At 59.4% G+C, this 12,378-nt stretch carries 8 protein-coding genes and 2 pseudogenes; 1 reads left to right on the top strand and 9 read right to left on the bottom strand.

Translation table 11 applies throughout. From position 1 onward, the window contains the following. Positions 1-191: 191 nt before the first annotated feature. The 3 genes and pseudogenes from HFO99_RS07375 to HFO99_RS33355 form a co-directional block, all read right to left on the bottom strand. The gene (locus HFO99_RS07375; protein ID WP_222333673.1) at positions 192-497 is read right to left on the bottom strand and encodes a hypothetical protein; all 306 of its coding nucleotides are present in this window, start codon (positions 495-497) and stop codon (positions 192-194) included. A 506-nt stretch (positions 498-1,003) separates the two neighbouring features. Further along, the gene (locus HFO99_RS07380) at positions 1,004-1,774 is read right to left on the bottom strand and encodes an SDR family NAD(P)-dependent oxidoreductase (protein ID WP_222333977.1); all 771 of its coding nucleotides are present in this window, start codon (positions 1,772-1,774) and stop codon (positions 1,004-1,006) included. Next, a pseudogene (locus tag HFO99_RS33355) lies at positions 1,743-2,051 on the bottom strand (CrpP-related protein). Before HFO99_RS33355 ends, HFO99_RS07380 begins: the two are co-directional and overlap by 32 nt. Positions 2,052-2,192: 141 nt before the next feature. Here HFO99_RS33355 and HFO99_RS07385 point away from each other — a divergent pair. Then, positions 2,193-3,998 (top strand): annotated as a pseudogene (locus HFO99_RS07385) (tetratricopeptide repeat protein). A 247-nt stretch (positions 3,999-4,245) separates the two neighbouring features. On the opposite strand, the gene HFO99_RS07390 reads toward HFO99_RS07385, so the two are convergent. The 6 genes from HFO99_RS07390 to HFO99_RS07415 all read right to left on the bottom strand — a co-directional run bounded on the left by HFO99_RS07390 (position 4,246) and on the right by HFO99_RS07415 (position 12,322). Further along, on the bottom strand, positions 4,246-6,489 hold the full coding sequence (locus HFO99_RS07390) for an EAL domain-containing protein (RefSeq protein WP_222360275.1): 2,244 nt from the start codon (positions 6,487-6,489) through the stop codon (positions 4,246-4,248). Positions 6,490-6,638: 149 nt separating this feature from the next. Continuing rightward, a complete protein-coding gene (locus HFO99_RS07395) occupies positions 6,639-7,451 on the bottom strand; it encodes an ABC transporter ATP-binding protein (protein ID WP_222360276.1) in 813 nt (270 codons plus the stop codon). After that, complete coding sequence (locus HFO99_RS07400; protein WP_222360277.1) at positions 7,448-8,437, bottom strand: ABC transporter ATP-binding protein; 990 nt, start codon at positions 8,435-8,437, stop codon at positions 7,448-7,450. The genes HFO99_RS07395 and HFO99_RS07400 overlap by 4 nt, the downstream gene beginning before the upstream one ends. A 1-nt stretch (position 8,438) precedes the next feature. Then, complete coding sequence (locus HFO99_RS07405; protein ID WP_222360278.1) at positions 8,439-9,296, bottom strand: ABC transporter permease; 858 nt, start codon at positions 9,294-9,296, stop codon at positions 8,439-8,441. 3 nt (positions 9,297-9,299) lie between these two features. Continuing rightward, positions 9,300-10,304 carry an ABC transporter permease gene (locus HFO99_RS07410; RefSeq protein ID WP_017968310.1) on the bottom strand — a complete coding sequence of 335 codons (1,005 nt, stop codon included), beginning with the start codon at positions 10,302-10,304 and terminating at the stop codon, positions 9,300-9,302. A 113-nt stretch (positions 10,305-10,417) separates the two neighbouring features. Then, complete coding sequence (locus HFO99_RS07415; RefSeq protein ID WP_222360279.1) at positions 10,418-12,322, bottom strand: ABC transporter substrate-binding protein; 1,905 nt, start codon at positions 12,320-12,322, stop codon at positions 10,418-10,420. Between the last annotated feature and the right edge of the window lie 56 nt (positions 12,323-12,378).

Raw genomic sequence — 12,378 nt, forward strand, 5'->3', positions numbered from 1 at the left:
TCGCTCAGGTCGCAGCCGATGTCCAATCACGATTGAAAACGGCACCTGCGTTGAAGTGGAACGGAAGCCGGAATCGACGACACGCCGTTCGCGCGGCTGCCTTTAAGGCGTCGCTGAGTTGGCGGTCTCGGGTCATTTTCAACTGGATTTGCAACCCGCCGCGAAACGATACATCGCACCATCGCGCGTTCTCAGATCCCTGACCCGTAGAGCTCCTGGTCATCGTCGCCTTCCCAGGGGGAGGGCATCGAGGTGCGATTGAGGTTGGCCGAGGGCATCGGCATCCAACACTTCAATTCCGGCTCGGCATATTCGATGACATGCCCGGGCGAGGAATCAGAGGCACGCCAGCCTTCTGCACCGAACTGATCGCCATGCGACCAATAGGCGAGGTCAACCTCGGCCGGCCCCTGTTCGGACGGGCGAATCGTAACGAGGATCCGGCTACCATCTCTCGGTGCGCTTGCCATGTCGCGCCAGCGGTCTGTGTCGTCCATCGTTTTCCTCCTGCCTCGCTACAGCTTGCGAGTGTCGCCTCGCCATCGAAAACGGTCAATTGAAACTTTGCAGGACCACAAAAGAGAGGAAAGCCCTTACCCGTGGCCTTCATCGACGGACGAGGTAAGCAGGTCGCGGCGGCCATCCGAAAATCAACTTCGTCTCCTCGTTTGCCGGGCAAAGGGATTACGGACTCCGAGTGGGCCGATCCCCAATAGCGTAAACATCCACAGGGTCGCGCGAGTGTGGCGTGATCCTTCGTGACTGGAAGCACCACAGCCTTACCAGCCGCCGGTCCCGCGAATGCTTCTGCAAGCCGACCGTCCGAAGATCGGACGTCGGCACGGCGATGATCATCTTCGCCTGCAGAGCGACAATACTTGGAAATCGCGACAGCCGCATAATCGGCTGTCGCCATCGCCTTTACCGTGACGTAGGGCGATCCTATCCGGGGAAATCGTCGTTCTCGTCGGGATAGGACTTGCGTTGCACGGGCGCCTCGGTCTCAGGCGACGGACCATCCACCGTCCACCAGCAGGTTCGCGCCAGTGATCAGGCTCGCGGCCGGTGATGCAAGGAAGACTACGGCACCCACCACATCATCGGTTTCACCGATCCGGCCGAGTGGAATATGGCCGAGCGTCGCTTCGCGATTGTCGGCATCCGATAGAAAAGGTGCTGTACCATCCGTGTAGATGAAGGTCGGCGATACTGTGTTTACGGTGACATCATAGCGGGCCCATTCGGCTGCAAGGCAGCGCGTGAGGTGATTGATTGCCGCCTTGCTCATGCAATAGATTGCCTCGCCGCGCAGTGCCACGGTGCCAGCCTGTGAGCTGATGTTGATGATCCGGCCCCCATTGCGCCTGATCATGTGCCGGCCCACAGCCTGCGTCATCAGAAAGGTGCCCTTGATGTTGACATCGAGTATCTCGTCAAGATCCTTCTCTTCGACGAGTTCCGCGAGATTGCCTGGAGCCACGCCGACATTGTTGACGAGGACGTCGATCCGACCAAATGTCGTTAACGCTGCGTCGACGGCCTGTGCGATATGGGCCTTATTGGGAATGTCCAGTTCAACAGTGAGGACCTTTCGTCCCGCGCCCTCGAGTTCGGCAACCAGACCCGCCGACGCTGCGACATCGCGGACCCCCAAAACAATGTCGGAGCCTGCTCTGGCACAGGCAAGCGCGCAAGCTCGACCGATGCCACGGCTCGCTCCAGTCACCAAAGTCACCTTGCCCTCAAGGCTGAAGTCCGGCGCATTCCTCTGCATCATGATGCCTCCGTTGATGAAGCTCCCTTATCGCATGCGATGCAATGAGATCCCTGAAAAAGCTCGAGATCCTGCCGTCGCAGCTCGCGGCTCGCGTCCTCTGCCTCCCAGCCGAATTTCCATGCATCGTGGCGCGCGCCAGTCTCCAGGCGCTGGCGTGTCCCTGGTCGGCATTCTCGCGGCCGCGAGCTAGGGACTTTCGTGCGGCTTAATCCCCAGCACGCACCCGCGCTCGTGCGCCTGCCTCCTGAATGTCAACAAGCTCCTCGATTGTCATGTTTTCCCCCGAGAGAGCGAATTTAGCATCGAGTTCGCTGTTCGCAAGATGTTACTAATGGACTCGGCTGGAATTGTTGGCGCCATTCAGAGGCTCGCGGTGGCATTTGATCTTTGTCAGATGTAAGGTCGAGGAAGTGCAGTGAGTGCGCATAGACAGCCACCAGATGGAGCGGTGACCGCTGTGAATCGAAAGCTTGCAGCCATTCTCTCCACTGATGTCGTGGGCTTTAGCCGCCTTACGCGCTTGATGAGGAGACCACCGTTCGTGAACTCACCCTTTGCCACGATCAGATAGCGGCACGGGTGCTCGAGCATGGCGGCCGCATCTTCGGCAGCGCGGGTGACGGCCTTGTCGCGGAGTTTCCAAGTGCGGTTCAGGCTGTCCGGTGCTCGGTTGAAATGCAGCGCAGCCTTCTCAGCCGCTCAAATGACCTTCCACAGGATCGCCGCCTGGAATTTCGCATCGGTATCAATCTGGGCGACGTGATCGTGTCTGGCGACGATCTGCTGGGCGACGGCGTGAACATCGCGGCGCGCCTGCAGGAGATGGCTGCTCCCTCAGGCATATGTATTTCTGGGTCGGTGCGCGAGCATCTCGATGGCAAGGTGCTGTTCACACTCACCAGCCTGAGAGCGCGTCCTGAAAAACATCCCCAAGCCAGTTTCTGTCTTTCGCGTGGATTGGCCGGAAGAGAATGGGGAAGGGAATGAGGCAGGGTCGGTGCGATCGTTTTCGGCCCGTTTTGGCAAGGACCAGCCATCGATCGTGGTCATGCCCTTCGACAATCTCAGCGGCCAGAGCGATGAGTATTTCGTGGACGGCGTCGTGGAGGAAATCACCGCTGCTCTATCTCGGGTTCGAAATTTCTTCGTGATCGCACGCCAGTCTGCGTTCACGTACAAGGGTCGCTTCGTCGATGTGCGTGGTGTCGGCAGGGAACTTGGCGTGACCTATGTGGTCGAAGGTACCGTCCGACGGGGAGGGGACCGGCTGCGTATTTCGGTGCAACTTGTTGAAGCTGAGATGCGGACCCAGCTTTGGTCCGAGCGCTATGAGGGCGCGATCCAGGACATCTTCGAGTTCCAGGACAGGATCGCGGCGCAGGTCGCGGGCGCAGTCCATCCAGCCATTCGCAGCGCGGAAATCGAGGTCGCGATGCGCAAGCCGCCCAGCAGCCTGCGCGCCTACGACCTCGTCATGCGCGCTTACCCGTACCTCTGGGGTCACAACAAGGACGCTATCAAGCGAGCAATCCCGCTCCTTCAGGACGCCATCGGGATCGATCCTACGTACGGCCGAGCCCATGCTTTCTTAGCCTGGTGCCACGCCCAGAACCTTGGCTACATCTGGACTGAAGAACCAGAGAACGACCTCGAATGCGCATTAAGTGCCATCGAGGCTGCAGCGGCCTCGATTGACGATGATCCGACTGCCTTGACCGCTACCGGAGGAGCGTTGAGCCACTGCGGCGATCAGGAGAGTGCGTCGGCCTATCTCGAAAGAGCATTGGCGCTCGATCCAAACAATGCCTGGGGATGGGCTAGATATGGATGGGTCGCGAGCTACAAAGGCCAGCCTGATCGCGCGAGGGAGCGTTTCGAGCGGGCGATGACGCTTAGTCCGGCGGATCCACTCGCCTTCAATATGAGAATGGGCTTGGCCCTATCCTTGGCGTTGGCAGGCGACCTTGCCGAGGCAGTCTCCATCGCCCGGGAGGTGGTCAACAAACACCCGGAGGTGACGTGGCCATACCGGATGATGACTGCCTGGTCGGCTATGAGTGGTGACGTGGACACAGCTCGATGGGCGGCGAAAAAGCTGCTGGCAGCCGAGCCGGGCTTTACGATCCAGCGTTATCTGACACGGCCGGTGTTTCGAGCCGCACCGCAATGGGCAGATCAAATGGCCGAGGGCTTGCGGCAAGCGGGGTTGCCCGAAGGCTGACTGCAAGCGAGAAGTTTAGATTGACCCGCTCATTGCTCGTCGATCTCGCCCCCATATCCTTTCATCGAATGAAGGTGTTGTCGCCGAGGGACTTGAACATCCCGATGCGCGACCCGCGCGCGCATGATCACGGCCGACTCAATCCAGCGATCAGCCTGACCTTGCTCCCGCCGCAGCGCGACGCCGCATCGAACCGCTTTCTGGCTCCGCGACATTTTCTCGAGCATGCGCCCGAAACGGACAGGAGCTATCGGCCTGCCTCTGTCATTCCGTTGTCCCTTACATGGCAAAATTCAATCAACTGCTCCGAGGTCATTGGTCGTGCCAGAGCGTAACCTTGCAATATATGGCAGCCGAGATCTTTCAGGATCTTCGCATGCTCCATTGTCTCCACGCCTTCTGCAACGATATCGATGTTCTGCGATCGGCCGATTTCGATAATGGAGGAGACCAGGCGGCGCTGCGATGGAGACGCGATAATCGGCTTGATAATTTCGCGGTCGATCTTCAGTCGTCGCGGCTCAAATCGAAGCAGGCTAACGATACTGGCATGTTCGGTGCCGAAGTCATCGATCTCGATTTCGATGCCAAGCTTTTTGACGGCGGGAATGATCTCGTTGAGAACAGGTTGAAGAGCATTCAAGGAGATTGTCTCGAGCAGCTCGAAACACAGGCGACCCTTCTCTATGGGAAGCTCGGACAGCTCGGCAAGCAGATTGGCCTGCGCCAGCCGACGCGCTGAAATGTTGACCGAGACACGGGGAATTTGCATTCCCAGACTGTCCCATCTTGTCAGCTCGAACAGGGCCTTTTGCAGGATCAGCCTATCCATGTCGCCGGTGCGCCCCAGCTTTTCCGCCACCTCCAGAAATTTGTCCGGGGCGAGCAGACCTTTTTGCGGGTGATCCCAACGGGCAAGTGTCTCGACGCCGACAATATCCAATGTGTCTGCATCGAACTGCGGTTGGAAGAATGCAACGAGTTCATCGCGATCGAGCGCTTGCTTGAATTCGTCCGCCAATTCTTTCGCATGGATTGCGGCGCTGCGAAGCTCTTCTGTAAAAACCGCCGCTCGGCCGCGGCCCGCCTTCTTCGCCTCGTAGAGAGCCAAATCGGCATTGAGAAGCAATTGGCCGAGGTCCCGCCCGAGGGCACCTTCACTCTCCCAGGCGACCCCGACGCTTGCACCGACAACACAGGCCGCACCGTCAATGAAGAGGGGTTGGTCGAGCGTATCGACAATTTGCCGGGCCAATGCGTTTGCCTTCGGCTCCGGATCGACACTCCAGTTGGCGAAGATGAACTCATCTCCACCGATCCGAGCCGCGACGTCGTTTGGACCAGCCAATTCGGCAAGGCGCGAAGCCGTTGCTTGCAAGACCGCGTCACCGCCTGCATGCCCTTTCGTGTCGTTGATCTCTTTAAATCGATCCAGGTCGATATGAATGAGGATCAGACAATCTTTTGGACGCGGTCTCGGCGGTTGCGAGATCATCTGGTCGACAAATCGTCGATTGGGAAGCCCCGTCAATGCATCATGCAATGACAGGTACTCCAGCCGCTGTCGTGCTCGAACGAGCTTTTTCTTGTGAAGGCGAAGCTTTTCGATCGTTCTTTGGCGTGATTTGGTCAGGAAACCGATCCAGACAATCGGCGCAACGACACAGAATGCCAACAGGCTCGCGTAGAATTCAAAAATGCCGATCCCGGTATTTTGGCCCCATCCCTGCTTTGGCAGTGCGGCGAGAGTCCATCGGCCATAGGCCATATCGACGGACGTCTGGACTGGTTTCCTGGAAAAAGTTGCCAGGTTGCCGAAGAAAACCTGTTTTGGCGCATTCGGCTCCGGTACGGTGCTGATAGCAATCTCGAGCTCAGTCGAAGCAAGGCCACTTGCCTGGTAAAGCTTTGGTATGTCTACTATCCCGGAAAGCAAGCCCCAAAAAATCTGGCTTTTTCCGTCATTGATGTAGATCGGGTACCTGACCACAAAACCGGTTCCACCTTGGACAAGCTCCACCGGGCCTGTCAGAACGATATTGTGCGTGTTGCGCGCCAGCATCGCGGCAGCCCGTTGCTTCTCATTGGTTCGGTAGTCGAGCCCGATGGCCTTTTCGTTTCCTTTCTCCGGATAAACCCACCTGACCACCATGTCGGGCGCGGCGGCGAAACTTCGCAATTGTGAATCGGGCTTCAGGATCTCAGCGGCAAGTTTGGAAAATCCGTTTTGGTCCATCGCCGGATCGACTGCGATGCCGGCGGCCAGCCCTTGCAACAGCTTCACATTGCTGTTGAGGTTCGTCTGAAGCCGGGAGGATATGGTGGCAAGCTCGCCGGCAACGATCGATCGCTCATCGGCCAGCGATCGCTCCAGCCGCCAGTTCGTTGCCACCCAGACGACGATTGCCGCAATAATGGCCGCAAATATTGCCGGAGCGAATGCGGTGGTATGGCTTATGACAGAGCGAGCGAGATTTCTTCGAAGTTTCATTAGGTTGCCGGCATGGATGAGAAGCCCTCATCCTTGCACGGTTTCTTTAAGGCAACGCTAAACCTGCCGGCGTCCCATAAAGGAAAACTGCCTATTCGTCCTGGATCCGGGGTAACAGACGTAGCATTACAGCATCTTGCCCGCAGCGCTTATGTCGCCGGGCTGAAGTCCGCCGCCAGCACCGCGTCCTTGAGCGCCCGCGAATAGGGATGCTGCGGGTTGTCCAAGACACTGCGCGCCCGTCCTCGCTCGACGATTTCGCCTTTGCGCATGATGATAATGTTGTCGCTGATATAATAGGCGGTGGCGAGGTCGTGGGTGATGTAGACGATCGAGAGCCCGAGCTCGTTTTTCAGGCGGCCGAAGAGATTGACGATCGCCATGCGCAGCGATGCGTCGACCATGGAGACCGGTTCGTCGGCCACCAGCAGGCGGGGTTGCGGGATCAGCGCGCGGGCGATGGCGACGCGCTGAAGCTGGCCGCCCGACAATTCGTGGGGAAACCGCCCTTTCACTTCTTCAAGGGTCAGGCCGACATGGACGAGGGCTGCATCCGCCATCTGCTCCGCCTGCTGCCGGTCCGGCCGGTTTCCCGAGAAGGAAAAATTGCGGGCGGTCTCGAAGAGATAACGATCGACACGTTTCAGCGGATTGAAGGCTTCGAAGGGGTTCTGCAGAACCGGCTGCACCTCTTTCATGAAAGCCTTGCGTTCGGATCGGCTATGGATGGCGACGGTCTTGCCGCTGAATTGAAGCTCGCCTTCCGTTGGTTCGGTCTGGCCGAGGATCATCGCCGCGATCGTCGATTTTCCCGAGCCGGATTCGCCGACGATCGACAGGATCTCCGGCTCCGCTCCGAGTTCAAAGCTGACGTCCTTGACCGCCGTGATCAGCCGCCGGCCGAGCATGCCGCCCTGCCGGTAGACTTTGGTGACATGCGAGAGGCGAAGAAGAGCGCTCAAACCGGATCTCCCGTAACGGCAAAACACGCCACGCGCCGGCCCGGCTCGACGGTGACGAGCGGCGGAACCTTCTGTGAGCATATGTCCATGCGCTTCGGACAGCGCGGGTGAAACCGGCAGCCTTCCGGCGGCATGGCGAGGTTCGGCGGGCGCCCCTCCAGCGAAGGGCGGGCCGTCGCATCGCCGATGCGCGGCAGGCTGCCGACGAGATGCTGCGTATAGGGGTGGAGCGGTTTGCTGAAGAGCTTGGCGGTCGGCGCCTCCTCGACAAGACGCCCGGCATAGACGATGCCGATGCGGTCGGAGACCGTCGCGTGAACCCCCATATCATGGGTGACGAACAGGAAGGACGAGCCCATCTCGCGCTGGATTTCGCGGATCATCGATAGCACGTCGCGCTGAACGATGACGTCGAGCGCGGTCGTCGGTTCGTCGGCGATGATGAATTCCGGCGTCAGGATGGTGGCAAGCGCAATGGTCATGCGCTGACGCATGCCGCCGGAGAGTTCATGCGGGTAAGCGTCGAGCAGCTGCGGATCGAGCTTCAGCCGCTGCAGGTGGGTGGCGACCTTCTCGAAAAAAATCGCCCTGCTGACCTTCATGTGGCGAAAGGCGAAATCGGTGAAGGAATGGCGGATCCGGCGCACCGGATTGAGCACATTCATCGAGCCCTGCATGATATAGGACAGATGCCGCCAGCGCAGCGCCAGGCGCTCTTCCGGCTTCATCGCGTAGATATCCTGGGTGCCGCCGTCGAAATGGAATTTGACGGTGCCGGAGACGACCCGGAGCGGCGGCCGGATGGCGCCTGCGATGGTCTTGATCAGGGTGGTCTTGCCGCTGCTCGATTCACCGGCGACGCCATAGACCTCGCCGCGGGCGATCGTCAGGCTGATATCGTCGACGGCGCGCACCTCGCGATCGACGCCGAAGAGGAAGGCACGGTAATAGGCTTTCAGATTCTGGATTTCGACCAAAGGATCCATTCTAACTTCCCATCCGGTTCAGCCGGCTACGCGGATCATTGTATTCGTTCATCGACATGGACAGCAGGAAGAGCGCCAGGAAGAGGACGACGATGACGGCGACGGGGGCGGCCACCCACCACCATATGCCCGATATCAGCGCCGAATGCGCGTTGGCCCAATAGATCATCATGCCCATGGTCGGCGTCTCGATATCAGTGAAGCCGAGCACCGAGAGGGTGATCTCCATGCCGATCGACCAGATCATGTTGTTCATCGTGGTGGCGAAGACGATCGGCAGAACATAGGGCAGGTGCTCCTCGACGAGGATCTTGCGCATGCTCATGCCGGAATAGACGCTCTGGGTGGTGAAGGATCTCGTCTTCAGGCTGATTGCGACCGAACGGATGAGGCGTGCATCGTAGGACCAGCCGAGCGAGGCCATGATGAGGATCAGCGCCGTCCAGGTCATGCTGTCCTTCAGCACGAAATAGAACAGGATCAGCAGCGGAAACTGCGGGATGACCATGACGCTGTCGTTGATGGCCATCAGCACCCGGTCGACCGCACCGCCGGCATAGCCGGCGACGAGGCCGACGACCAGCGAAATGATGCGTGAAATGAAGGCGACGCCGATGCCGAAAAACAAGGTGTTCCTGAGGGCGGTCGTCAGCTGCCAGAACACGTCCTGGCCGCGCGAGGTCGTGCCGAGCCAATATTCGCCATCGGGCGGCATGTCAGGCGGCAGAAGATAGATGTCGGTCGCGCCGTAGGGCGAGAAATACGACAAGATGACGAAGCCGACGATAACGGCAAAGAGCAGCAGGCCGCAGAGGAATTCCATGTTCTGGCGCGCGAGGTCGCGGATGATGGTAAACATGCTCTATTCCACCTTGATGCGCGGATCGATCAGCGGGCTCAGAATGTCGATGATGAACACCGCGGCGGCGACGCCGACGATCGACAATGCGCTGAGGCCGAGCACCAGGCTATAGTCGCCGGCATGCACCGCTTCGATCAGCAGGTTGCCGATGCCCGGATAGCCGAAGACGATTTCGGTGATCACCGTGCCGTTGAAGATTGCGCCGAGCGACATGGCAAGCCCGGTGAACTGCGGCACCATGGCGTTGCGGGCGATATAGGAGCGCAGGATCTTTCGCTTCGGAACGCCGCCAAGCTCGGCGAAGACGACGTAATCCTCGGTGATGATGTTGGAAACGAGCGCGCGCATCCCGATCAGCCAACTGCCGGCGCCGACCATGATCAGCGACAAGGCCGGCAGGATCGAGTGTTTCAGGATATCGAAGACCAGGGCAAAGGAGAGGTCAAGGTTGGCGTTCATCTCGTAGCCACCGTTGATCGGCAGCACCGGCCAGAGATAACCGAAGACAATCAGCAGCACGAAGGCCAGAATGTAATAGGGAATGGGAAGCAGGGCGATGAAGACGAGGCTGACGGCCTTCAGCACCATGTCCTTGCGGTAATAGCCGGCGAGCGCGCCGATGGCATTGCCGAGCACGAAGGTGAAGAGGGTCGACACGGTCATCAGCCCGATGGTCCAGGGCAGGGATCGCAGGATGATGGTGGAAACGGGTGTGGGAAAAGCCGACAGCGAGGGACCGAGATCACCGGTGGCTAGCCGAAGCCAGAAATGCAGGTATTGCTGCCAGATCGAGCCCTCCATGCCGTAAAGCTCGCGAAGTGACTGGCGCATCAGCTCGATCGCGTTGGGATCGGACTGACCCATCTGCGTTATCGCGCCTATGCTTTCTTCGACCGGATCGATCGGGGTCAGGTGGGTGACGAAGAATGTGATGGTCACGCCAAGAAATACGACAAGCAGAAACTGACCGAACCGCTTCAGCACAAAGATCAGATAGGACGTCATAGGGCGGTGGTTCCTCTCTGGTTCCCTTCATCGAGTGGAAAGGATCGACGGACATGCCACATGCCCGTCGATTAGGGGGCCGGCGCGCAACACTCGCGCCGGCGTTGGGAGGATTATTTCGGTTGTGCCGGCTTCAGCTTGACCATCATCAGCCTGGAGTTGGCCCAATTCGGCACCGGATCGGTGTAGGGATCGGATATCGTCGGATAGCCGGTCCAATAGGTCGTATCCATCGAGGTGAAGACGTTATACGACATCAGCGGGATCGTCGGCATTTCGCGGGCAACCAGCTTCAGATAATCCTTGCCGAGCTCGACGCCCTTGGGATCGTCGGCGCTGATGCCGCGGATGCTTTCGATGATCTTGTCGAGCTCCGGATTGCTCCAGCGCTGCCAGTTGCGCGGCGGCTGATTGTCACCCTTCTTGGCCACGAACTGCGAATGCCAGCTGTCGAGGAAGAACGACAGATCGGGATCGCCGCCCCAGGTTTCGACGCTCCAGGCGATCGCCACCTGGAAATCGCCGGGCTGTAGCGCTGTCTGCCAAAGTTTCGCGGCCGGCACGGCCTTGGCGTCGATGCCGAATGCGGCCCATTGCTGTGCGATCAGCGTCCCGGCGCGAGTGAAGACCGAGCGCGTGTCGCCTTCCACCGTCATCCGGATCTTGAAGGGCTGTCCATCAGGGGTCAGCCATTTGCCGCCGGATTTCTTGAAGCCTGCCTTCTCCAGCAGTTCGCCGGCCGCTTTCGGGTTCGGTTTCCACCAGCCGTAGCCGAAGGCACCACTGATCGCTTCCGGATCGGTTGGGATCTGGTCTTTGAACTTCGGCTGCTTGCGCAGGATATCGGCGATCTGTTGCCCGACTGTCGGATCATATGGCTTGATCTTGCTCTTGCCGGTATCGATCTCGAAATCCTTCAGCCAATCCTGCATCGGCGCCTGATAGTCCTTCATCGTGGCCGCCGTCGGCGGCACGCCGAGCGCCGACAGCGTCGCAGCGCCGCGGTAGCTCGCCATATCAACCGCCTTGATGTCGATCAGCAGGGCAAGCGCCCAGCGTACATCGGCGTTGTCGAAGGGCGGATTCTGGGTGTTGAAGATCACGGCCGGAAGCGTCGGGTCGGGATGGGCGAAGGGGAAGCCTGGGAACCAGGTTTCGACCGACTTGGATTTCTCCTTGAGGGTGAACATGCCCTCCGGTGTATTGTCGTGGATGATATCGAGATTGTGCTCGAGCTGAGCGATCGTCCGCTTATCCGGCGGGCCGGGATCGGTATAGGTCACGTATTTCGGGGCCGGCTCGCCGAAGCGGGCAAGCGAGGTCCGCTGCCAGTCGTCACGCTTCTCCCAGGTGTACCACTTGCCCTGGGGGTCGAATGCCTTCAGCTTATAGGCGCCGAGCGAGACGGGATTGGCGAAATCATAGCGAAGCGGATCTTCGACTTTCTCGAAGACATGCTTGGGCATGATCCAGGCGCCGTTCCAGCGAACGGTGAAAATGGCGTGGAAGCGCGAATTGGGCTTCTTCAGCTTGAACACCACAGTCGAGGGGTCGGTCGCCTCGACGCTTGCCACCTGCACCGAGAAAGCAGCACTCCAGACCATGCCGGGGTGATCCATCTGCGTCTTCACGGTATAGACCACGTCGTCTGCCGTGAACTCCACGCCGTCGCTCCAGAAGAGCCCCTTGCGCAGTTTCACGGTCATCTCGGTGAAGTCGGCATTATATTGCGGCTTGTCGGCAGCCAGCGAATTATCCCAGGTCGCGCCGCCAAGTCCTTGTTCGGGGTCGATATACCAGAGCGTATCCATGGTCAGCTGCTGCAGGCCGGTCGATACACCGCCGCCGCCGTTGACCCAGATGTTGAACCAGCCGGGATTTTTGATCGTCCCTTCCGGATTTTCGACGATGAGCGTCTCCTTGCGCGGCAAGGAGGTGTAGTCATCGGCCTTGGCCGCCGCTGTCAGGCCGAGTGCGGCCAGCGCGACGCCAAATGCGAGCCTCTTCCACTGTTGCATGAACTCCTCCCTAGAAAGCGACGATACGGCGGCCGTAATGGCACGCATGGGCACGT

It is taken from the genome of Rhizobium leguminosarum (assembly GCF_019798305.1).
In the GTDB taxonomy this organism is placed as follows: domain Bacteria; phylum Pseudomonadota; class Alphaproteobacteria; order Rhizobiales; family Rhizobiaceae; genus Rhizobium; species Rhizobium leguminosarum_U.